The organism is Lentihominibacter sp., from assembly GCF_046951855.1.
GTDB lineage: Bacteria > Bacillota > Clostridia > Peptostreptococcales > Anaerovoracaceae > Lentihominibacter > Lentihominibacter hominis.
In genome coordinates, this window is sequence record NZ_JBKTXS010000024.1 from 1 (window position 1) to 23,887 (window position 23,887).

Sequence of the window (23,887 nt, forward strand, 5' to 3'; positions counted from 1 at the left end):
TTCTAAATCTACTCAGACAGCAGAATTCGGAAAGAGATATCCTGAAAGATTTTTTAATATGGGTATAGCAGAGCAGAATTTATATGCCTCAGCAGCCGGTATCGCTCTTTCGGGGAAAATAGTATGTGCCAGTACTTTTGCGATGTTTGCGGCAGGGAGAGCTTTTGAGATAATAAGGAATTCCATAGGATATACCAAGGCGAATGTTAAAATCTGTGCTACTCATGCAGGGATAACGGTAGGTGAGGACGGAGCAAGTCATCAGACTTTTGAAGATATAGCGCTCATGCGAACGATTCCCGGTATGACGGTAATAAATCCTTCGGATGCAGTCTCGGCAGAAAAACTGCTGCAGCAGGCCATAGACATGACAGGTCCTTGTTATGTAAGACTGGGACGTGCAGCTGTACCTGTATTTTATGATGAAAATGATGACATAACTTTAGGAAAGGGAAATGTTGTTAAAGACGGAAAAGACGTGGCAGTGATAGCCACAGGGATAATGGTCAATGAGGCTGTTGAAGCGGCTAAGGTATTGGAGAAGGAAGGTATAAACGTCAGAGTTATAGATCTTCATACTATAAAGCCTCTTGATGAAGAGATAATAATTAAAGCTGCGGAAGAGACCAAAGCTATAGTTACAGCTGAAGAACATTCCGTAATAGGCGGTCTTGGCAGTGCTGTGGCTGAAACCGTAGTAAAAAAACGGCCTGTCAAGATGGCAATGGTGGGTCAGCATGATACTTACGGAGAATCGGGAAAACCTGAAGAATTGAAGAAAAAGTATGGGATGACCAGTGATGATATAGTAACTGCTGTAAAAAACGTGCTCTAATATTTTCTTTAAAATAAACATGAAGTCATAAACTCTTCTTTTCGTAATAAATTCTATTATATGAGAATTTTGCGCAGAGAGGAGTTTTTATTTTGAGAAAGTTCAATAAAGAAAACAGCAGGAAGCTGTTCAGCGGAAAGAAAAAAATTATAGTAGCTTGTTTATTCCTTGTGACAGCAGCAGGAGTGATTATCGGGGGAATGGGATTGTTTGGAGGAGATACACCTGTAGATTTTCAGGAAGTGAAAGAAAGTAAAATGCCAAGCGATATAACTTCCGATATAATCCCTGAGTATAAAACTCTTGAAAGAGCGTTAGCCTGCGCTGTAGATGATGATATATATGTGATAGTTACAAGGGGCGAGAAGCCTACTTCCGGATTTAATGTGTCTATAGATAAGATAAAACTGGAAGAAAAAAATGGTAAAGACAATTTGATAGTATATGCTCTTTTTGAAGATCCTCAGAAGCAGACAGCAATATCGCAGATAATAACATATCCAATACAGGTAGTGAAAACAGATCTTAAGGCTTTGCCCGACACTATAGAATTGAGAATACAGTATTAAAAATTCTTTTCACATAACCTTCACTAAAATACGACAGGGCCGAATAATATAAAGCATATTTCACCATAAAATATTGAAAAACAATGTTGAATATAGTACAATCAAAATGTATGTTTTGCGATACAGAAAGGGGCAAAAAACAACAGATGATTGTATTCAACAATGTTACTAAATATTATAAATCAAATGTGGGAATTGAAAAGGTTTCCGTGAGGATAAACAAAGGCGATTTTGTGTTTTTGGTAGGCCCCAGCGGAGCAGGAAAGTCCACTTTCATAAAACTTATTCTGAAGGAGATAGATGCAGATTCGGGAAGTATCAAGGTGAGAGGAAACGAAGTCACGACCCTTTCCAACAGACAGGTTCCGAAGCTGAGAAGAAATATAGGTATAGTTTTTCAGGATTTCAGATTGCTTCCCAAAAAGACTGTATATGAAAATGTGGCTTTTGCCATGGAAATAATACATCAGCCGAAGAAGCTTATTAAGAAATATGTTCCTCAGGTTCTCAGTATGGTGGGCATAGCTTCAAAAGCTGATAAATATCCGGACGAGCTTTCGGCAGGAGAGCAGCAGAGAGTAGCTATAGCAAGAGCTATAGTCAATAAACCGAGGATACTTATAGCTGATGAGCCGACAGGTAACCTTGATCCGGATACAGCATGGGAGATAATGCAGCTTCTCGATCAGATAAATATGAGAGGCACGACAATTCTGATGGTTACTCATGCAAAAGATATTGTAGATAAGATGGGAAAACGTGTAATAGCTATAGAAAAAGGCCGTATAGTAAGAGATGAATTCGGCGCTTACGGTTATGAGGAAGCGCTGGCGGAAATGGAAATGACAGAAGACACTATTCAGAGCAAACGTACCTTCCGATCCAGATTTAAGAGAGGAGGGAACGACAAGTGGTGATTAAAAGATTTTTTTATACTTTAAAACAGGCATTTGTACAGGTTTTGAGAAACAGGGCGATGTCCATTGCTTCTATATTCGCCATAACAGCTATGCTGCTGATACTGAGTTTGTTCTTTATACTGGTGATAAACGTTAATACGGCAGCAGAGACTATACAGCAGGATTATGATTCAATAGAGATATTCCTTGCCGATGATACCACAGAGGAACAGGCTGATGTGATAATAGATGATATAAAGGGAGAGAAAGGTGTCGAAGATGCCTTTTATAAAAGTAAAGAAGAAGCGATGTCCGAGTTTAAGACGAGATGGGGAGAGAATGGGTATCTGCTCAACAGCCTTCAGGAAAATCCCCTGCCTAATTCGGTAGTTATTATGATAAATGATCTTGAACAGGCTGATTCTTTGGCAGAGAAAGCTGCTACGTATGATGGAATAGAGGATGTAAAATTCTATAAGGATACTGTGGACAAGCTCCTTGATGCTACAAAGTTTATTCAGATAGCTGCAGTAATAGTGATGGTGTTCCTTATTATAGTATCCATAGTAGTAGTGTCAAATACCATAAAGCTGACTGTCTTCAATAGAGCTAATGAAATCAATATCATGAAATATGTGGGGGCGACAAACTGGTTCATACGTGGACCGTTTTTGGCAGAGGGAATAATCATAGGTATTATTTCTGCAGGGATTTCTGTAGGTCTTTCAGCTCTCATTTATGATAAGATCATAGATGCTATAGGAGGGCAGCTGTTTTCAGTACTGTCGATGCCTATGGTTCCTGTGGGATTTCTCGTTTATAATTTTGCATGGATATTCCTTGCATTGGGAATAAGCATAGGAGCATGCGGAAGTATCATATCAATGAGAAAATTTCTGGATGCATAAATCTGAGTCGGAGGTAGTTTGTTTTGAAAAGCAGAAAAATAATTGCTGCAGTATTGCTGGCGGTCATATTGGTGTTGGTCGTAGGAACTACAACGGCGAGTGCCGCATCGCTGAGTGAGCTGAGAAAACAGATAAGTGAAAAGCAGAGTGAACTGGATGAGGGAAAGAAACAGGAAGAAAGTCTGAGCCAGAAGCTGAATGAACTTGAAGAAGCAATTGCGCAAAACGAGGATAAGTTGATTGTCCTTGAGGAAGACCTAAGAGCGGCAGAAGAGAAAGTAGAAACCCAGACCACTAATCTTAACAGCCGTCTGAGGAATATGTATAAGAATGGATCTGTGGGATTTCTCGATGTACTTTTAAATTCCGGAAGTTTTTCAGAATTTCTCACTAATCTGGATATGGTGGAGCTGATTTATTCAAGCGATAAAGATGTGCTGGATGATCTTCAGGCTGCTTATGACGAAGTGGAAGAAAAGAAAACAGAAGTAGAGACTCTTCAGGCAGAACTTAACGAATCAAAAGAGGTTGTAGAAGCGGAAAAAGCGGAGATAGCTGCTTCCAATGAAGAGACCGAGAAAATGCTGGACGAGCTTCAAGCTGATGCCGACAGAATGACTCAGACTATCATAAATAACGGAAGCTCAAGCAGTAATTCATCGTATCTGGGAGGTCAAATGGCTTGGCCGGTACCTTCGTCAAGCTATATATCCTCACCTTTCGGATACAGAATACATCCTATATACGGATACAGCAAACTTCATACAGGTATGGATATAGGCGCATCGTCAGGGAGTGCCATAGTAGCTGCAAATGCAGGAACGGTTATTTCGTCGGGATGGAACGGAGGATATGGTAAGTGCATCGTTGTAGATCACGGGGGAGGAGTGACTACTTTGTACGCTCATTGTTCAGCGCTTTATGTAAGCGTAGGACAGTCAGTAACGAGAGGTCAGCAGATCGCGGCAGTAGGCAGTACAGGTAATTCTACGGGACCTCACTGTCATTTCGAGGTAAGGATTAACGGTTCTTATGTGAACCCATATCCGTACGTTACATAAATAAAAGACAGACACCGAATTATGAAGAAATGTTCATCGAAAATTATATAGAAAAGCAGACATGTATTTGGAGGAAAAACAGTGAAAAACAGACGTACTATTATACTGACAACAGTTCTTACAGCATTACTCATATGTATGAATACATCTTTTGTCAGCGCAGCTTCATTGAGTGAAATAAGGGAACAGATAAAAGATAAAGAGGCTGAGTTAAAAGAAGGACAGTCAAAGGAAAGCAGTTTGTCTACGCAGATGCTTGAGCTTGAAGAAAAGATTCAGACTATGCAGGGGAGTATAGATCAGCTTGATTCGGCTATTGCAGAGGGAGAGGATCAACTGAAAACTTTGGAAGCAGAACTGAAAAAGGCTGAAGAAAAAGTTGAGGTTCAGAATGATAATTTGGGCAGCAGACTCAGAAATATGTATAAGAACGGATCTGTGGGATTTCTCGATGTATTGTTGGATTCCAGCAGCTTTTCGGAATTCCTGACAAATTTAGACATGGTAGAGAGGGTATATTCCAGCGATAAGGATGTCCTCAGTGAACTTGAAGCTGCTTATGATGAAATAGATACGAAGAAAAAAGAAGTGGAAACACTTCAAGCAGAGCTTAGTGAATCTAAGTCTGTTGCTGAGGAGAGCAAGAGCGAACTTGAGTCCAGCAAAGCCACAGTAGAAAAGCAGAAGGCGGAGATATCAGCATCTAATAGTGAAACTCAGGAAATGCTTGACAGCCTTAAGGCTGATGCAGCTGCGATGTCTCAGAATGCAGTGGAGAAAGGAAGCTCCAGCAGCACTTCTTCATATACAGGAGGTGCGATGGCATGGCCTGTTCCAAGTGTGGGAACCAGTAATATTACTTCAATATTTGGCTGGAGAACTCATCCTATTTTCGGTGTAGGTAGAGGGCATACCGGTGTTGATATCGGAGCCTCATACGGATCAAGTGTAGTGGCGGCTAATCCGGGAAAGGTCATATATGCAGGTTGGTACGGAGGCTATGGAAATTGTGTGCAGATCGATCATGGCGGTGGAGTTGTTACACTCTACGGACATAATTCCAGCCTCAATGTACGAGTAGGCCAGCAGGTATCAAGAGGGCAGACTATAGCATTTATAGGATCGACAGGTTATTCTACAGGTCCTCATTGTCACTTTGAGGTAATACTTAATGGTACTCAGGTAGATCCGCTTGATTATATTCTTTAGAAAGACAGAACAGGGACGTCAATATGAAAAAATCGGGAGAAATTTTAGAAGGGATCCTGCGAAAGAGAGGAATCTCATCTGAAGAAGATATCTCAGAATTTTTATCCGACAGACCACAGAAAACATATGATCCATTCCTGCTTTTAAATATGGAGGCGGGAGTGGATTTATTGTTATCGGAAATAAATTCAGGACATAGGATATGTATATATGGAGATTACGATGCTGACGGAGTCACCTCAATATGCATATTATCACATGTTATAAGCATGATTACGGACAACTTTACATATTATATTCCATCGAGGTTTGATGAAGGTTACGGTCTTAACAAAGAAGCCATATCAAAGATAAAGGCGGATGGAACAGAACTCATCATAACAGTAGATTGTGGAAGTGTATCATATGAGGAAGTCGAATATGCCAAAGAGCTTGGACTTAAAGTTATAGTGACGGATCATCACAGTATAGATGATGTCAGGGCAGACTGTTTGCTGATAAATCCAAAACAGCCTGAGTGCAGGTATCCTTTTAAGGAACTGGCCGGTTGTGGAGTAGCCTTTAAGATGGTGCAGGCGATATGTCGCCGCAAGGGACTGCCTAAAAGTGTAATAACTGATGTATTGGATCTGGCTGCTGTGGGAACGGTGGGGGATATAGTATCTCTTACTGATGAGAATAGAACCATAGTAAAGTATGGTCTTAATAAAATAAATACCGGAAATCGCCGTGCTCTTAAACGGCTGGCAGAGGCTATTTCACTGTCAGTGGTAACATCGGAAGCTATAGCTTTCGGTATAGCGCCTCATATAAATGCTGCCGGCAGGATGTCTACTGCTCACGAAGCTGCAGAGCTGTTTCTTACATCTGACAGTAATGTCATAGAAGATAAAGTTAGAAAATTGGTGAATTTTAACAAAGAACGTAAGAAAAAGCAGGAAGAAGCGTATAATCGATGTATGGACATGATATCAGGAAACGAGGATTTTATTGTTCTTTATATGCCTGATATACATGAAGGTATTGCCGGAATAGTTGCAGGAAAAATAAAGGAATACGCAAACAGACCGACTGTTATTGTAACACCTTCAGGAGACGGGTTTCTTAAAGGAACAGGAAGAAGCATAGATAAGATAGATATATTTTCATTGCTGAAGAAACATGGAGATCTTTTTTGCAGATTTGGCGGTCACAGGAGTGCGTGTGGCTTTCTGATGGCCGAAGAGAATCTGGGAAAGCTTAAGAGGAGTTTGAATGATGAAATAAGATATCTTAAAAGAAACGATTCCAGGTTACTTGATAAAACGATATCGTGGGAAATGACGATTTCACCGGAGGATGTAACACTTCAGCTGTCAAAAATGCTCGATAAAATGCAGCCTTTCGGCCAGAACAATCCCAAGCCTGTATTCAGAATCTGCGGGGTGATTCCTTCGCAGGTAAGATTTATGGGTGACAATAAAATTCATGCGGGATTTACGGCGGTATCTGAGAATGGAAAGCGAGTTGACTGTATAATTTTTCAGAAAGCTCAGGAAAAGAAAAAACTGCTTACTGATAATGTACCGGTAGACATAATAGGTACTATAAGCGAAAAGACGTGGATGGGAAATACGAGAGTACAGTTTGTTGTCGAGGAGATAATGTGATGGAGATGAAAAAGAAAAAATTTGTGGTATGTATCGTTGCTGCTTTTCTTGCGGGAGCAGCTGTTACAGGGGGTAGCTGCGCAGTAGCTTTTAACGGAGTTTTTGGATATGTTAAAGTATCAAAGGATGATTATGAAAAAATGTCGCAGACATATCAGAGGTATGGAAAGCTGAACCAGCTGTACAATACTGTGAATACTACTTTTTATGATGATGTGAACGAGGAGTCTTTAATGGAGGGCGCATATAAAGGCCTTGTATCGGGACTTGGCGATCCATATTCATCTTATATGACAGCTGATGAGTATAAGACTTGGAAGGCAACTGCTACAGGAGAATATTCTGGCATAGGAGTGACATTTACAAAAGATGAAAATGGCAATTTTGCAGTTATTTCAGTGGAAAAAGGGTCTCCGGCGGAAGAAGCAGGACTAAAAGCAGGGGATTTTATTACAGCGGTAGATGATAAGGAATATGATGATCTGGATGTTATAGGGAATGCTATAAGAGGGGATGAGGGAAGCAAGGTAAAGCTCACATATGTAAGGGATGGAAAAGAAAAAAGTGTGACGCTTATCAGACAAACCATAGTACAGCACAGCGTTGAGCACAAGATGATGGATGGTAATATAGGATACATCCGTATAAGTTCTTTTATAGAAACTACAGGAGACGATTTTAAGGAAGCGCTCAAGGACATCGAGGGGAAAAGTGCAAAAGGTTTAATTCTTGATCTCAGAGATAACGGAGGGGGTCTTGTCAACTCGTGTGTAGAAGTAGCGGATGAGTTTCTTGATGAAGGTGTAGTCGCATATGTAGAAGATAGAAACAAGAACAGAACTGATTATGAAGCTAAAGACGGGAAAACTGATCTGAAAACAGTAGTACTGGTTAATGAAAACAGCGCCAGTGCTTCGGAAATACTGGCGGCGGCTCTCAAAGACAATGGCTTTGATTTAGTAGGGCAGACTACTTACGGCAAAGGCGTTATACAGTCTACAGCAGAACTTGAAGATGGTTCTGCTCTTAAGTTGACTATTATGCAGTATTTTTCACCTGATGGTAACGCTATAAACAAAAAAGGCGTAGAGCCTGATTATAAAGTTAAAAATGAGGAAAATTCCGGTTCCGATACACAGATGAAGAAAGCTGTCAGCCTCTTTTAAGAAGCAGGAAGATTATTTAGAGAAAGTTATATGAGAATGATTTTATATTATGGATAAAAAGAGATATTTACAGAAATATTTTGGGTATGATTCGTTCCGCCATGGCCAGCAGCAGCTTATAGACAGCATTCTGTCAGGTGGTGATACCTTTGGAATTATGCCTACAGGAGCAGGTAAATCTATATGTTATCAACTTCCGGCGATAATGATGGATGGGATAACAATTGTTGTGACTCCGCTTATTTCTCTTATGAAAGATCAGGTATATTCTTTGAAGCAGGCTGGTATAAGAGGAGCTTATTTTAATAGTTCTCTTACATATAATCAGTATTTGAAGGCTCTGGAATATGCTAAAAAGGGAACATATAAGATAATATATGTAGCTCCCGAGAGGCTGACAAACAAAGAATTTTTGGATTTTGCAGATAAAGTTACAATAAGTATGGTTGCCGTTGATGAAGCTCATTGTGTATCACAGTGGGGACAGGATTTCAGACCAAGTTATCTGAAGATACTGGATTTCATAGACGGCCTTGAAAAACGTCCTATAGTAAGTGCTTTTACAGCGACTGCCACATCCCAGGTAAGAGATGATATCGTAAAGATATTGAATCTGCACGATCCTACGGTTGTGACTACAGGTTTTGACAGGCAAAATCTGTTTTTTGCTGTTGAAAAACCAAAAGACAAATACAGCGCTGTCAGAAAATATATAAGAGAACATCCTTCAAGCAGTGGGATAGTCTATTGTTTGACAAGAAAGACAGTAGAAGAAGTTTGTGACAGACTGAATGAAGATGGAATAATTGCTACGCGTTATCATGCAGGACTTTCTGATGAAGAGAGGAAACTTAATCAAGAGGACTTCATATTTGATGTAAAAAAAATCATGGTGGCTACAAATGCTTTCGGAATGGGTATAGATAAATCCAATGTGAATTTTGTTATTCATTATAATATGCCTAAAAATATGGAGAGTTATTATCAGGAGGCGGGACGTGCCGGTCGTGACGGAGAAAAAGCTGACTGCATTCTTCTGTACAACGGAAAAGATGTTGTCACTAATCAGTTTTTTATAGAGAAAGATAGTGAAAATGATGAACTGAGCATGGAAGAACGGGAGAGAGTCAGAGAAAGAGACAGGCACAGACTTAAAAAGATGACTTTTTATTGTCATACAAGTGATTGCCTGAGGAATTATATGCTTAGGTATTTCGGAGAACATGCTCCGGAATATTGTGGCAAATGCAGTAATTGCCTTACTTCTTTTGAAGAAGTGGACATAACAGAAACAGTCAGAGATATCATAGGATGTATTAATGATTGTTATAGAGGATACGGAACGGGGACTATATTGGAGACTTTAAGAGGAAACAATACAGAAAGAGTTGAGAGATACAGGCTTTACGAAAATTCTTATTATGGGTCAGAATCGGATAAATCCTCAGTATTTTTGAAAAAAGTGATGAATCATATGGAAGCTGAAGGATATATTATAAAAAGTAATGACCGGTATGGTCTGCTTGAAACTACAGAAAAGGCAGGAGCTTTTTTACTGAAGTCAGAGACTCTTAAGCTTAAGATTGCAAAGGAGAAAGAAAAGGAGATAATTGCAGAAAAGAGAAAAATAAAGCATAAATCAGAATCGTATACTGAAAATCCGCAGCTTTTTGAAGAACTTAGGGCATTGCGTATGAAGATCGCCAAAACTCAGAGCGTGCCTCCTTATGTTATTTTCACAGATAAGACTCTCAATGAGCTTTGCAGTGTCATGCCTGCAAGTGAAGCGGAAATGCTCAAGGTTTCAGGTGTAGGCGAGGCTAAACTGCGGAAATATGGAAAGGATTTTCTAAAGGTTATAAAAATGTATCACACGCTTTAAAGCTTTAAAGTATTTGTTGACTGTAATATCTGTAAGTGATATAATTCAGCTATGGTTATGTGTGGCGAAAGGAGTATGATATGGCATACGATTCCAAATTTAAAAGAGAAGACATAGATGAACTTTTTAAGGCGATATTGCTGCTGGAGAATGAAGAAGACTGCTATAGATTCTTTGAGGATATATGCACTATCAATGAGATACACTCTATTGCGCAGAGACTGCAGGTGGCAAGACTGCTTTCGGAAAACAAAACCTACAGTGAGATCGAAGGTATTACTAAAGCGTCTACAGCTACTATCAGCAGGATAAACAAATGTCTTGTATATGGCTCTGATGGGTACAGACGTATCATAGAGAAGCTGGATAAAACTGAAAAGTAAAGCAAGAACAGATAAAAGAGAATAAGAGAAGAGGTTTGGCGGGCACATTGTGTTCCGCCTTTTTAAACATTATGGAGTTATATATATATGAAGATTACAGAGTGATGTTTCCGGAAAGCAGCGGCAGGCATCTGACGGATATACTGATAAAAGATGCACTCCGAGCTTATGGGATAAAAGACTGTAAAATTATGCGTACCGATAAAGGCAAACCGTATGTTGAAAAATCTGAAAGCAGTTTCCAAACACATATTTCCGTAAGTCACAGCGGATCATATTTCGTATGTCTTATTTCCTCTGATCCTGTCGGTGTAGATGTTCAGGAAGAGAGACATGTAAATGCGCGAAAGATAGGCTGTCGTTATTTTACATGCCGTGAGCGTGAGATCATAGACCGGAGAGGAAATGATGGTTTTTTTTTCATATGGGCAAGAAAAGAGGCTTATTCTAAATATACGGGGCTTGGAATGGAAGAAATATTCAAGGGAACGCCGGTTATTGACAGAGAGGATGTAGAGTTTGTGGACTTTCAGCTTGAAAAAGGCGTGTACTGTTCATGCTGCCGGCGGAAACGGTAAAAGAAAGGAAAATAAGAAGCGATATGGATAAAGGAATAAAATTCAAATTTCTGATGGAAAACAAGACAGATAATCCCGGGATCTTGGCCGAACACGGACTTTCCATATATATAGAAGCATGCGGCAAGAGGATATTATTTGATGCCGGAGCTACGGATATATTTGTGAAAAACGCTGAGATGATGAATGTGGATCTTTCCGACGTTGATTTTGCCGTAGTAAGCCATGGACATTATGATCATACGGGAGGATTTCCCTCTTTCTGTGAGATTAATGAAAAGGCTGATATATATATACATAAAAATGCTTTCAGAGAATCTTATGTTTTGAAAGACGGAAGGCTTTACGGCCCTGATGACGGAATAAGATGGAACAGAAGCCAGTATGATTTTATGAAGAAAAGACTTGTTTTTACGGATGGGCCTGTTCGTATAAGTGATGATATTTGCGTTACAGGAACTATTAAAAGGGAAGATGGTTTTCAGCCTACTGAGAAATTTTATTACAGAGATGGTGAGGGAAATATAACAGAGGATGATATGTCTCATGAGCAGTGTCTTGTTATAAGGCAGCCTGAGGGACTTTACATTTTCTCCGGATGCAGTCATACAGGAGTTATATCAGCGATAAACACCAGTAAGGCGCTGTTTCCGGGAGAGCGTATGGCTTTGCTTGTGGCTGGGATGCATCTTTACAGCGCCTCGCTGCAGATAAGAACAGATGTTATAGATAGGATAGAAGCTGAGCAGCCTGAATGTGTGATGCCTGTGCATTGTACAGGCATAGAGGCCATATGCGATCTTAAGTCGAGATTGGGGGAACGGTGTATTATCGCTACGGCAGGTGATAGTTACAATAGGAATGGTGATACAAATGGCTGATGTCAGAGAAAGCGCAGTCAGATATTTGAATGTTAAGCCGAGAACAAAGCAGCAGGTAATAAAGTATCTTACGCGCAAAGGGTTTAATGAGGATGATATAGGTCAAGTTGTGCAGGATCTGGAGGAATATCATTATATAGACGACCTTAGTTACAGTTCATTGTATTTTGAGTATGGATTTGGAAAAGGAAGAGGGATCGCCAGAATAAAAAGAGAGCTTGCGGAAAAAGGCGTAGATCATGAAATCATCGAAATGGCATATCAAGGGCTTGAGAGTGTTCCGGATCAGTATAAGGCAGCCTGTGATATCGCCGGTAGTATGATGCGAGGAGTAGATACAGAGACTATGGATTATGACGAAAAGAGAAAGTTTCAAGCAAAGATAGGAAGACGGCTTATGACAAGAGGATTTTCTTCTGATATAGTGTATAAGGTCATAAATAATTTATGATGCGAAAGGTTTAGAAATGAAAGAACAATTTGACAGAACAGAGCTTGTCATAGGTGAAAAAGGTATCGGCAGACTGTCCTCTGCTTCTGTAATAATACTGGGCGTAGGAGGAGTAGGAAGTTATACTGCAGAGGGTCTTGCTCGAGCAGGTATAGGAAAGATAACATTGGTGGACAGGGATACTGTAGATGTAACTAATATAAACAGACAGCTTCCGGCTCTTCACAGTACTGTGGGGCGTCTTAAAGCTGAAGTAATGGCAGAACGCATAAGGGATATAAATCCGCAGTGCGATGTGACTGCAGTAAAATGTTTTTTTCTTCCTGATAAAGCTGATGAGTTTGATTTCAGTAAGTATGATTATGTCGTAGATGCAATAGATAATGTTACAGGCAAACTGTCTATCATACAGAAGGCATGCAGTGAAAATGTTCCCGTCATATCATCGATGGGAACGGGGAATAAACTGGATCCCACAAGGTTCAGGATAGATGTTATCGAGAAGACAAAAGTATGCCCTTTAGCAAGGATAATGCGAAAAGAACTGAAATCAAGAGGGATACAGGGGATTAAAGTCCTTTATTCCGATGAGGAGCCTATAAAGCAGGCGGGAAGAAAGGCGCCGGGGAGCATATCTTTTGTACCTTCTGTGGCCGGACTTATAATTGCAGGGCAGGTAGTAAGGGATATACTTGGGGACATTGACAGAGAGGAATAGATATGGAGAATATAAGTCTTGTGTTGCTGGGATTGTTTACGGCAATAATAGTTTTGATAGTATTGGCAATAATCATAATAATGAAGATGACACGGCGCGGCAGCATGGGTCAGGAAGGAGAACTGCGGAGAGATATCAGAGAAGAGATGAGCCGCTCCAGAAGAGAAACTGCTGAGTCTGTTCAAGGAAGCATAAAGCGTATGAGTGAGATGATAGTCCAGAATCAGCGAGAAAGCGCAGAAGCTCAGAACAGAAGGCTTGCTGAACTTAACAAACAGCTGGCAAGTACCTCTATGAGTATAGAGCAACGGCTTGAAAATATCAGAATTTCTATGGAACGTAAGGTTACAGTTATGACGGAAGAAAACAACAGACAGCTTTCAGAGATGAGAAATACTGTGGATGAAAAGCTGCAAAAGACTCTTGAGGACAGAATCGGAAGGTCATTCAGACAGGTGAGCGATACGTTGGAACAGGTAACGAGAGGTTTGGGAGAAATGCAGACATTGGCGGCAGGAGTAGGGGATTTGAAGAAAGTCCTTTCTAATGTTAAAACAAGAGGAATAGTCGGAGAGATACAGCTTGGCGCTATATTATCACAGATGCTTTCTCCTGATCAATATGATGAGAATGTGGCTGTTAAAGGCGGCAGTGAACGTGTAGAATATGCAGTAAAATTTCCCGGTGAGGGAGATGCACCTGTATATCTTCCCATAGATTCAAAATTTCCGGCTGATACTTATACTAATCTTCTCGATGCTTATGATACGGGAGATAAACAGATTATAAAGGCTGCTGCTGATGGACTCAGGAATGCTGTCATCAAAGCAGCGAAGGATATAAAAACGAAATACATAAGTCCTCCGGCGACAACTGAATTTGCTATAATGTTCCTTCCTTTTGAGGGGCTTTACGCAGAGGTTTTAAGGCAAGGTATAGTAGATACTCTTCAGCGTGATTATAGGATAAGTATAGCAGGCCCGACTACGATGTCAGCAATGCTCAACAGTTTTCAGATGGGATTCAGATCATTGGCGCTCCAGAAGCAGTCGGGGCAAGTATGGGATACTCTTGCTAAGGTAAGAAATGAATTTGATAAATTTGGAGATGTCCTTGTCAAAACTCAAAACAGAATGGAACAAGCGCAGAAAGAGCTGGAAACACTTGTAGGGGTGAGAACTCGAGGTATACAGAGGGCTCTTAAAAATATATCGTCTGCAGGAGAGTCTGAGAAATTATCTGAGAAATTTGAAGAATAAAAAAGGATGAATCAAATGAGCATATATGCTATATCAGATCTGCACCTATCTTTTTGTCCGGATATTCAAAAACCTATGGATATATATGGTCCCAGGTGGCATGATCATGCAGAGAGGCTTAAAGAGAACTGGTGTAATATCATAACAAAGGATGATACGGTGATATTGCCCGGAGATATATCGTGGGGACTTAAATTCGATGAAGCTAAGTATGATCTTGACTGGGTGGCGGAGCTTCCCGGCCATAAGGTGATTTTCAAAGGCAATCATGATTTATGGTGGAATGGTATAACTAAATTAAATAGGATGTATGAATCTGTTACTTTTATTCAAAATGACTGCTATAGAGCTGAGGATCTGTTCATATGCGGGACAAGAGGTTGGATAACTCCTGATAATGATGATTTCAGGGAGTCTGATGAAAAGATATATAACAGGGAGATGCTCAGGCTCCGTGCATCTTTGGATAGGGCAAAAGTTAAAGGCTGCACGGATGGGAGTCATGTACTTGGAGTTCTGCATTATCCTCCTGTATCAAAGGCGGCGTCATTTTCAGGGTTTCAGAAAATATTTGAAGAGTATGGAGTAACACGTGTCATATATGGACATATACATGGTGAGGATGGGTTTAGGAATGCGATAGAAGGAATGCATTATGGTGTGGAGTACAGCCTTGTGTCTGTGGATAGACTTTCCTGTATGCCTATCTGTATAAAGCCATGAGAAGGAGGGGGATTAAGTGGATACAGTAGATATAATCGTAAAAAAAAGAGATGGCGGAAAGCTTGATGATGAAGAGATAAGATATATGATAATGCGTTATACTAAAGGGGATATACCGGATTATCAGATGTCTGCTTTTCTTATGGCTGTGTATTTTAAAGGAATGGATAAAGGTGAAACGACAGTCCTCACAGATGTTATGAAAAGATCGGGAGATGTGGTGGATCTCAGTTGTATAAATGGTATAAAAGTAGATAAACACAGTACAGGCGGAGTTGGTGATAAAACTACTTTGATAGCAGGCCCTTTGGCAGCTTCATGCGGAGTTCCTGTGGCTAAAATGAGTGGCAGAGGTTTGGGATTTACAGGAGGGACGATAGATAAACTTGAATCCATACCGGGGTTTAAAGTGTCTGTGGAAAGAGAAAATTTTATAGAACAGGTCAATACGAAAGGGATAGCTATAATAGGCCAGACAGGCCATATAGCGCCTGCCGATAAGAAGATATACGCTCTCAGGGATGTCACAGGTACAGTAGAAAATTTCAGTCTTATAACTTCAAGTATAATGAGCAAGAAACTTGCTTCAGGTTCTGATGCAATACTTCTTGATGTGAAATGTGGAAGCGGAGCTTTTATGAAGACTCAAAAGGATGCTGAAAAATTGGCTTCTATGATGGTAGATATAGGTAATATGAGTGGGAAGAAAACTATGGCAGTCATCACAGATATGGATCAGCCTTTGGGACGTGCAGTAGGAAATGCCATGGAAGTAAAAGAAGCTATACAGGTTCTTAAAGGGCAGGGTGAACATGACATAACTGAGTTATCTGTATATCTTGCGGGTATTATGATATATCTGGGACAGAAGGCCGCAACAGTTGAAGCAGGGATAAAGATGGCTTTCCATGCGCTCCGAAACGGCAGAGGTCTAAAGAAATTTAAAGATCTGATAACAGCTCAGGGAGGAGTTTTGGATATAATAGACAATACAGATCTTTTACCATCCGCCGGTGTTTCTCTTGACTTTAAAGCTTATGATGACGGGTATATAAATAAAATCGATGCTATGAGGATAGGAATAGCTTCGCAGCATACGGGAGCCGGCAGGTTTACGAAAGATGATGATATAGATTTTGCAGCAGGGATATATTTTTATAAAAAAACGGGCGCAGAAGTAAAAAGGGGAGAAGTTATTTGTTCTGTTTATGGCAATGATGTGAAAAAAGTTAAAAAAGCATTGGAAGAAATTAAAAGTGCTGTTAAAATAACCAGAGAAAAACCGGAACAGAGAAAACTTATAAAAAAGATAGTAAGGTAAGAAGGTATTATGATGAAACGCTTAATCAGTATAGTGGTAATATTAATCTCGACTGTGGTTTTGGCATCATGCAGCAGTTCTGAAAATCAGAAAAAAGCAGATGAGGAGGAAGGCTGTGAAATAGCTATGATTGCGGAAAGCGCTGATGTTGAAGACGGATCTTTTACTCAGGCTACATGGGAAAGCGTAAAGAGCTTTTCGGAAGAAAACGGTGTAAAAGCAAAAGTCTATAAACCCAAGGAGGCTTCACAGGAGCAATATATGACTTCTATAAAGGAGGCCGCAGATGACGGCGCCGGATTTATCGTTTTGGCAGGAAGCGGGTTTGAGACTACTGCATATGCAGCACAGTCTCAATATGCAGATTTAGATTTTCTTTTGATAGACGGAGTTCCTCATGATGAAAATAATACTTATGCTACAGCTGCTAATATGGTGAGTGTTGTTTTTGCTGAGGAAGAGGCAGGATATATGGCCGGATATGCAGCAGTGAAAGAGGGGTATACTAAACTCGGATTTATGGGAGGACAGGCTCTGCCTTCTGTAAAACGTTACGGATACGGATTTGTTCAAGGTGCTGCGGCTGCGGCTGCTGAAGATGAAGTAAAAGTAGAGATGAATTATAAATATACCGGAGTTTCGAAAGAATCAGAAGAAACGGAGAAGCTGGCATCCCAATGGTATGAAAGTGGTATTCAAGTGATCTTCGCTTCAGGCGGATCTATTGGAAAATCAGTAATTAAAGCAGCTGAAAAGTCTGAGGGTAAAGTAATAGGTTCTGATATGGATCAGAGTTCTTTGTCTGAGACTGTTATAACTTCTGCAGTAAAAGGAATCGATTCGGCTGTGGAAACCGTTCTTAAGAGTTATATTGGAGAGACTTTCACCGGAGGGACAGCGTTTAATTATGCGGCAAAGAATGACGGTGTAAAACTGGAAATGGAAAAATCTTCTTTTAAAAAGTTTACTGAAGAAAATTATAAAAAAATTTTTAATCAACTGAAAAACGGAAAAACAGAACTAAAAAAAGATACCGGAGTCGGCTCTGTGACAGAACTTACGGGAGAATGGGTAACGATAAAAGAATAAAACATGTTAAAAACATATGAATAATATAGGAATATTTTATAGACCATTTAAACAATCTGTGATAGTATAATTACTATGCATAAAAATGGAGGGACGACATGAAATCAAATAGAACAAAAGGAAAAATATTAGACACATCCATTAAATTGTTTAATGAAAAAAAGGCATCAAATGTAAGTACAGTTCAGATCTCCGCGGCTATGAAAATAAGTCCGGGTAATTTATATTATTATTACGCCAATAAAGAAGAAGTGATAAGATGTATCTGGAAGGAACGCATGCTTAAAGAAATAGAAGATCTTATTATTCAATATGAAAAGGTGGAGAGCGCAGGTGGTTTGCTTGACTTTTTCAAAGGAGCTATTTTGCATTGCTTAAAGTATAAGTTTTTCTATACTGAAATGCCTACATTATTCGTAAATGACAATTCATTGATAGATATATATGGAAGAGTGGAAAAACGGATAAGATCCGCATCAATAAGCATGTACAGATCGCTGACAGAAAAGGGCAAAGCTATAAGTCTTGAAAGAGAGATCTTGGAGACAGTAGCCTGCAATGGTATGTCTTTGCTTATAGGCGTCGTATCATACTGTGATGTGATGTCTTTAAAAGGCTTTGATATAAATGATGCGTCAAAAATAGTATGGGAGCGCATGACATGCTATATGCGGCCGTTCTTTACGGAGACGATGCAAAGTGAAGTGAATAATGAGCTGGCTTTAAGAGGGGTAGAAGTCTGATTGCCTAAAAGCTTTAACCGGCGGAAGGGCGGTACCATCTGCCGGCAAGATACAGGGCTGTGAGATCCTTGGAAATTCTGGGATCCAGCCCTGTTTGATTTATTATCTTATTTATTTTGTATTGTACCGTATTCTTATGAATGAACATTTCTTTAGCTATGGCGTTGATAGACCCATTGTTTTTATAATAAATGTCTATAAAATGTACTATATCGGGAATCTCATTTTTTCTGCAGGTTTTGAATACTCTGCCTGTAAAGCGTTTCTTACTGTCTGTGTCTACAGAATCAATAATTACATCAAGAAGAAGTTCGTCATATATATAGATACCGGGGCTGTTATTTTTATTAAGCATCATTATTCTGCGCGCCTGTCTGAATGATTCCGAAGCTGTGCTGCAGTTTGAACTGCAGGCACCTATAGCGCATATATATTTTTCCGCAGGAAATTCTTTGTTGAAGCATGAGACGAGATAGTCTCTGAATTTTTCAGGAGAATTAAAATTACCCACCACTATTCCCATGTCATTAGTATATCCGGTCAGTATATGATCCTTTATGAAACGGAGATCCAGAAAATCTTGGACATTGTTTGTTTTATCTATGTTGCAGATCAGTGCCACAGCGATAGCTGAACGGGGATCCATGTGATATTTTTGAAGTTCTTCTGTTATATCGGTAATGCTGTCAATTTCATCGTTCAGCCAGCTGTTTATGAAAAGCATTCTGGCCTGTTCTTTTTTATTTTTTCTCTGGATTATATCAAAGTCGTTTATCAGTATTTCGGTGACTTTCTTGATCAGTTTAGCGTACTGGCTTACTTCCGCAACATCTCCGGTGATACCTACTACACCGATTATACCGTTATCTGAAAAAATAGGAAGATTAATACCTTTTTTGCATCCTGTATATTCATCGTCATAATATACAGGCAGCTCATGAAGATGTTTTTTTATTACAAGATGGGCGCCTTCGTGAAACTGGCCTGCTCTCATAGGATCGGTACTGGCCATTATCATGCCTGTATCATCCATTATATTGATATCATAATCTATTACGGCGCTGATTTCACGTATTAGCTCAGTGGCTGTATTTTTTCCTATTTTCATGATAATACCTCTTTGTTTTATCAAGTCGTTTAGTACATATAACAATAAAATGTCGTTATTTTCAGATAAATACCTATATATAAATGTTATATATAATATTATAATAAAATCATTAATATACGTCAATCAAATCAGGAGGTAAGGAAATGAAAAAGAATTCAGCTGCTTCAAGATCGTGTTCTACGTTAATAGCATTAAAAAGCGCGACGAAACAGGGAGATATCATATTTGGCAAGAACAGTGACCGTCCTGTGAACGAGTCACAGCCTTTGGAATATTTCCCTCCGGCGGATCATGAGAAGGGTGAAATGGTACAGTGTACATATATTAAAATTCCTGAAGTGGAGCATACTTATGGATATATTGGTTCAAGACCATATAATATATTCGGATTCGAGCACGGTGTCAATGAAAAGGGCGTAATAATAGGCAACGAAGCAGTGACCGGAAGAGAAACCCCGGAACTCAAATGGGGCCTTATCGGAATGGATATTCTGAGACTGGCTCTGGCCAGATCAGACAGCGCAGCAAAGGCTGTTGAAGTTATGGGAGAGCTTCTTGAGACATACGGTACGGGTGGAGATCCTCTTATCAGACCGCAGTATTTCAATGCTAATTATATAATTGCGGATTATGATGAAGCGTATATGTTTGAATCATGTCAGCGAATGTGGGCCGCAAAGAAGATAGAGCATGTAGGACATATAGGAAATATATATGCTCTCAGAGATGATTATGACATGATTGGAAAAAATGTAATAAAAGATGCTGCTGCAAAAGGTTGGTGCAGAGAAGAAGAAAAGATAAACATAGGTCTCACTTTTTCTATTTCAGACTGTGACTATGAAGATGGAGAAGCATATTTCAGATACATAAGACAGGAAGAGCTTATGAGGGACAGAGATCCTTTTACAGTGAAAATGATGATGAACAATTTAAGAGATCATTATGATATGGATTACAGAAAGCCTATACAATATGATATTGCTACATCAAAAATGCCTACTATATGCTGTCATCCGGGCGGAATGAACGGGTGCGCATCAGCTGCAAGTGTAGTGTGCTCTCTGGATAAAAATGCTGCGGATCCTTTCAAGATCACATATTGGGGAAGCATGGCACCTCCGTGTTGTTCTGTTTTCACACCTAAGTTTAATCTGGGATGGATTCCTCAGCAGCTTAAAGTAGCAGATGCTGAATATGATTCAGCCAGTCCATGGTGGGTATTTACTGAGCTGGAAAGATATATATCCCTTAGTTATGAAGACTTTGCACCTATGGCGCAGGAAATATTTCAGCCTATGGAGGACGAATTTATCCAGCAGGCAGAGGATGCAAAGAAAAATTATGATGGAAATAATGAGAAGCTCAGGGAGTTTTCTCAGGAAGCATTTGACAGAAGTATAGCTGCAGCCAGAGATTTGACGTCGAAAATCAAAGCTAAGCTTCCGGATACAAAGATAAATTATCTTATGCTTGACTACTTTAGAGATTCTTCGGATATGTGCGGAATGCCATATGATCTGAAGCTATAGATGTTTACCGGCAAAGGAGAGGAAAAATGAGCAATAATGGATTGAAGCAGCATAAAGTAGGTGTTATCGGGATTGTAGGTATGATATATGCTATGACTGCTGCCGGAGCATATGGAATAGAAGATATGGTTTCTTCATCAGGTCCGGGCATGACTGTCATCATGCTGTTTGTACTGCCTTTGATATGGGCATTCCCTATAGCGTTGGCTTCAAGTGAATTGGGATCAGCCATACCTGATGAGTGCGGATTTTACAGATGGGTACAGAGAGCTCTGGGCGAGTTCTGGGGGTTTCAGATCGGCTGGCTAAAGAATATAGGAATATATATAAATGTGGCTGTTTTCGTAGTTCTGGCTACTGACTATATAGCTTCGTATCTGGGCCTTACCAATTTTCAGAGTTATATATGCAAGGTTGTCATAATAGCTGTATTTACATGGATAAATTTGAGAGGAATAAAAGATGTAGCCATTGTAAGCTCTATTATTTCGGGAGCTATATTGGTAGCTTTTGCAGGAATTGCTATAATAGGTTTTCTGAATTTTTCTCAGAATCCTTTTGAGCCTGTTGTAGCGACAGGGCAGACTGTAATAGGGAGTATAGGATCCAGTATAGCTATAGGAATGTGGATGTATGCCGGATATGAGTCGATGTCGAGTCTTGCCGGCGAGGTGGAAAATCCTCAGATAATACCTAAGGCCATAATAATAGCGCTTCCTCTTATAATAGGGACTTATGTTCTTCCTACTGTGGCATCTCTTGGAGCAGTGGGGCAGTGGGACAAATGGGGATCAGAAGGAGTTTCCTATGTGGATGTGGCGATGAAATTCGCTCCAGCCTTTGGTGTAGCCTTCGTAATGGTAGCCTTTATTTCCAATATTTCGATGTTCAATGTTTATCTGGCTTCAGGTGCCCGTGGATTTTTCGTAATGGCTGAGGATAATCTGGCTCCGAAAGCTCTTGTGAAGTGTGATAAAAAGCATGGTGTGCCTTATGTGGCTATCCTGAGTTTATCAATAGTTTCATTAATACTGTGTGCTTTCAAATTTGATATATTGGTTACGATAGTATCTCTTTTCAATCTGGGGCTGTATTCGCTGATAATGATATCTCAGATGGTACTGAGAAGGAAAGAACCTGATCTACCGAGACCTTATAAGATAAGATTGGGAAAAGTCGGCACTGATATTTTTTGTACGATACCTATAATAGTAGCTTTCATAGCATTGTTTATAAATGGAACAGATTATTTTGTAATGGGACTTTTAGGGATGATATCAGGACCTGTAGCATATATAGTATTTAAACGGATATATGGAGGCCTTTACAAGAATGATCCCGTGAAATATCCTATAAATAAGAAGACTAAATTGGCAGTGGGCGATACGAGAAGAATAGCTTTTGCCTTTGGCCTGCTGGCAGTACTGATGTTTATAGGGAGACTTTTCCTTCCGGGATATGAAGATCATCAGTATTATGCTGATACATATGGTGTAGATGGGATGTTCGATATATTCATGACTCTTATAACCATAGCTGCGATTATATGTGCAGTGCTGTCTGTGATATTTATGGTGATATATAATAAAACAGATGCGAAGGATGTAGTTAATGAATAATAAATGTTCAAACAAGAAATATCTTTTAATGCCTGATTCATTTAAAGGAACGATGGACGCTATAGAGGTTTGTGATATCATGAGAACTGCTATCTATGACAAAGACCATGAGGCTGATATCATAAGTGTTCCCATTGCTGATGGAGGCGAGGGAACAGTAGACTGTTTTCTTTCTGCTTTTGGAGGAGATAAAAAACATATATCCGTAACAGGCCCTTATGGAAAACAAATTACGTCTTTTTATGGGATTACAGGAGATGTTGCTGTTATAGAAATGGCTGCGGCATCAGGATTTTCTTTTGACAGTGACGGCATGAGAGATCCGTCTTCAGCGACTACTTTCGGAGTTGGAGAACTGATCAAAGACGCAGTTGAAAACGGCAGCAGAAAAATTATTCTGGGGCTGGGAGGAAGCTGTACCAATGATGGCGGCGTGGGAATGGCAGCTGCTCTGGGAACAAGATTTTATGATAGAAATGGAAGAGAATTTGTTCCTGTCGGTAAGAATCTGTGCAGTATAGAGAAGATAGATAATTCAAAAACCGATAAATTTCTGTCAGCAGTTTCTATAGAAGTAATGTGTGATATTGATAATCCTCTGTATGGTCATAATGGCGCAGCCTATATTTTTGCTCCTCAGAAAGGCGCAGATGAAGCCATGGTAGAGATGCTGGACAGAAATCTTAAATATTTTGCTGATCTTGTGAATTCAAATCTCGGTATAGATGTTTCATGTCTTTCCGGAGGTGGAGCTGCAGGGGGAATGGGCGCAGGAGCGTATGTTTTCCTTCATGCAGATATGAGGCAGGGAATAGATGTGATTTTAGATATGCTTCAGTTTGAAAGATTGCTAAAGGACTGCAAAGTTATATTTACAGGTGAAGGACAGTTTGACAGACAAAGTCTCGGAGGCAAAGTTGTAGTGGGTATATCCAAGAGAGCTAAAAAGGCAGATGTCCCGGTGATAGCTGTGGTCGGACGTATGAAGGAAGACATTCCAGAGCTTGCCGAGGTAGGCATTAACCATGTATTTCAGACAGATCCCGGTATATATAAAAATAAAGAAGAGCTCATAACGCATTGCAGAGAGGATTTGTATAATGCTATGATAAAAATTCTTGACGGGAATTATATAAATTAAATTTGTTCTTAGCGCACACGCTTTGATAATTGTTACAAGACTGAAAAAATGAGATTGCGATTTTACGGGATCTCATTTTTTCTTAGCCGGAATAATTCGGGAGAAACCAGCCATACTTATCTTATGATAAATAATTTAATATGGGGTTACCCGGATATGA

The 23,887-nt window shown here is 39.8% G+C and carries 23 protein-coding genes; 22 read left to right on the plus strand and 1 reads right to left on the minus strand.

The genetic code is table 11. The annotated features are described in order from the left end of the window. The 19 genes from ACLR96_RS07260 to ACLR96_RS07350 form a co-directional block, all read left to right on the plus strand. On the plus strand, positions 1-835 hold an 835-nt coding region (locus tag ACLR96_RS07260), incomplete at its 5' end, for a transketolase family protein (protein WP_412265516.1). A 92-nt stretch (positions 836-927) separates the two neighbouring features. Next, entirely contained in the window at positions 928-1,404 is a 477-nt protein-coding gene (locus tag ACLR96_RS07265; protein WP_177268476.1) for a protease complex subunit PrcB family protein, read from the plus strand. A 146-nt stretch (positions 1,405-1,550) separates the two neighbouring features. After that, positions 1,551-2,321, plus strand: coding sequence for a cell division ATP-binding protein FtsE (gene ftsE / locus ACLR96_RS07270; protein WP_177268474.1), 771 nt, complete (start codon positions 1,551-1,553; stop codon positions 2,319-2,321). Next, positions 2,315-3,211 carry a permease-like cell division protein FtsX gene (ftsX, locus tag ACLR96_RS07275; protein ID WP_346727778.1) on the plus strand — a complete coding sequence of 299 codons (897 nt, stop codon included), beginning with the start codon at positions 2,315-2,317 and terminating at the stop codon, positions 3,209-3,211. Before ftsE ends, ftsX begins: the two co-directional genes overlap by 7 nt. 23 nt (positions 3,212-3,234) lie before the next feature. Next, on the plus strand, positions 3,235-4,272 hold the full coding sequence (locus tag ACLR96_RS07280) for a murein hydrolase activator EnvC family protein (RefSeq protein WP_177268472.1): 1,038 nt from the start codon (positions 3,235-3,237) through the stop codon (positions 4,270-4,272). Between the two features lie 81 nt (positions 4,273-4,353). Continuing rightward, entirely contained in the window at positions 4,354-5,481 is a 1,128-nt protein-coding gene (locus ACLR96_RS07285) for a peptidoglycan DD-metalloendopeptidase family protein (RefSeq protein ID WP_177268470.1), read from the plus strand. Between the two features lie 23 nt (positions 5,482-5,504). Then, positions 5,505-7,130 (plus strand): single-stranded-DNA-specific exonuclease RecJ, encoded by a 1,626-nt coding sequence (recJ, locus tag ACLR96_RS07290; protein WP_177268468.1) that lies wholly within the window; start codon positions 5,505-5,507, stop codon positions 7,128-7,130. Further along, positions 7,130-8,296 carry a S41 family peptidase gene (locus ACLR96_RS07295; protein ID WP_177268466.1) on the plus strand — a complete coding sequence of 389 codons (1,167 nt, stop codon included), beginning with the start codon at positions 7,130-7,132 and terminating at the stop codon, positions 8,294-8,296. Before recJ ends, ACLR96_RS07295 begins: the two co-directional genes overlap by 1 nt. 49 nt (positions 8,297-8,345) lie before the next feature. Further along, a complete protein-coding gene (recQ, locus tag ACLR96_RS07300) occupies positions 8,346-10,178 on the plus strand; it encodes a DNA helicase RecQ (protein ID WP_177268464.1) in 1,833 nt (610 codons plus the stop codon). An 80-nt stretch (positions 10,179-10,258) separates the two neighbouring features. Continuing rightward, complete coding sequence (locus ACLR96_RS07305; protein WP_177268463.1) at positions 10,259-10,561, plus strand: YerC/YecD family TrpR-related protein; 303 nt, start codon at positions 10,259-10,261, stop codon at positions 10,559-10,561. Positions 10,562-10,665: 104 nt separating this feature from the next. Then, a complete protein-coding gene (locus tag ACLR96_RS07310; RefSeq protein ID WP_412265524.1) occupies positions 10,666-11,139 on the plus strand; it encodes a 4'-phosphopantetheinyl transferase family protein in 474 nt (157 codons plus the stop codon). Continuing rightward, complete coding sequence (locus ACLR96_RS07315) at positions 11,118-12,020, plus strand: MBL fold metallo-hydrolase (RefSeq protein ID WP_177268459.1); 903 nt, start codon at positions 11,118-11,120, stop codon at positions 12,018-12,020. The genes ACLR96_RS07310 and ACLR96_RS07315 overlap by 22 nt, the downstream gene beginning before the upstream one ends. Next, the gene (locus tag ACLR96_RS07320; protein ID WP_412265517.1) at positions 12,013-12,471 is read left to right on the plus strand and encodes a regulatory protein RecX; all 459 of its coding nucleotides are present in this window, start codon (positions 12,013-12,015) and stop codon (positions 12,469-12,471) included. Before ACLR96_RS07315 ends, ACLR96_RS07320 begins: the two co-directional genes overlap by 8 nt. Positions 12,472-12,487: 16 nt before the next feature. Further along, positions 12,488-13,189: a ThiF family adenylyltransferase gene (locus tag ACLR96_RS07325; protein WP_412265518.1), complete on the plus strand. Its 702-nt coding sequence runs from the start codon at positions 12,488-12,490 to the stop codon at positions 13,187-13,189. Positions 13,190-13,191: 2 nt separating this feature from the next. After that, positions 13,192-14,448: a DNA recombination protein RmuC gene (locus ACLR96_RS07330; RefSeq protein ID WP_412265519.1), complete on the plus strand. Its 1,257-nt coding sequence runs from the start codon at positions 13,192-13,194 to the stop codon at positions 14,446-14,448. Positions 14,449-14,463: 15 nt separating this feature from the next. After that, positions 14,464-15,171, plus strand: a complete 708-nt coding sequence (locus ACLR96_RS07335) for a metallophosphoesterase (RefSeq protein WP_177270012.1) — start codon at positions 14,464-14,466, stop codon at positions 15,169-15,171. A gap of 16 nt (positions 15,172-15,187) precedes the next feature. Continuing rightward, positions 15,188-16,492: a pyrimidine-nucleoside phosphorylase gene (locus ACLR96_RS07340; RefSeq protein ID WP_177270014.1), complete on the plus strand. Its 1,305-nt coding sequence runs from the start codon at positions 15,188-15,190 to the stop codon at positions 16,490-16,492. Positions 16,493-16,501: 9 nt separating this feature from the next. After that, positions 16,502-17,581, plus strand: a complete 1,080-nt coding sequence (locus tag ACLR96_RS07345) for a BMP family ABC transporter substrate-binding protein (RefSeq protein ID WP_243206957.1) — start codon at positions 16,502-16,504, stop codon at positions 17,579-17,581. Positions 17,582-17,679: 98 nt separating this feature from the next. Next, positions 17,680-18,324: a TetR/AcrR family transcriptional regulator gene (locus ACLR96_RS07350; protein ID WP_177270016.1), complete on the plus strand. Its 645-nt coding sequence runs from the start codon at positions 17,680-17,682 to the stop codon at positions 18,322-18,324. 13 nt (positions 18,325-18,337) lie between these two features. Here the strand turns inward: ACLR96_RS07350 and ACLR96_RS07355 are convergent, their stop codons facing one another. After that, complete coding sequence (locus ACLR96_RS07355; RefSeq protein ID WP_177270018.1) at positions 18,338-19,432, minus strand: CdaR family transcriptional regulator; 1,095 nt, start codon at positions 19,430-19,432, stop codon at positions 18,338-18,340. 146 nt (positions 19,433-19,578) lie between these two features. Between ACLR96_RS07355 and ACLR96_RS07360 the strand changes: the two genes are divergently transcribed. Genes ACLR96_RS07360 through ACLR96_RS07370 form a run of 3 tightly spaced genes read left to right on the plus strand, consistent with a single transcriptional unit; the run spans position 19,579 to position 23,727 of the window. After that, positions 19,579-20,967: a C69 family dipeptidase gene (locus ACLR96_RS07360; protein WP_177270020.1), complete on the plus strand. Its 1,389-nt coding sequence runs from the start codon at positions 19,579-19,581 to the stop codon at positions 20,965-20,967. A gap of 26 nt (positions 20,968-20,993) precedes the next feature. Then, positions 20,994-22,586, plus strand: coding sequence for an APC family permease (locus tag ACLR96_RS07365; RefSeq protein ID WP_177270022.1), 1,593 nt, complete (start codon positions 20,994-20,996; stop codon positions 22,584-22,586). Then, positions 22,579-23,727, plus strand: coding sequence for a glycerate kinase (locus tag ACLR96_RS07370; RefSeq protein ID WP_187525464.1), 1,149 nt, complete (start codon positions 22,579-22,581; stop codon positions 23,725-23,727). The genes ACLR96_RS07365 and ACLR96_RS07370 overlap by 8 nt, the downstream gene beginning before the upstream one ends. Positions 23,728-23,887: the final 160 nt, after the last annotated feature.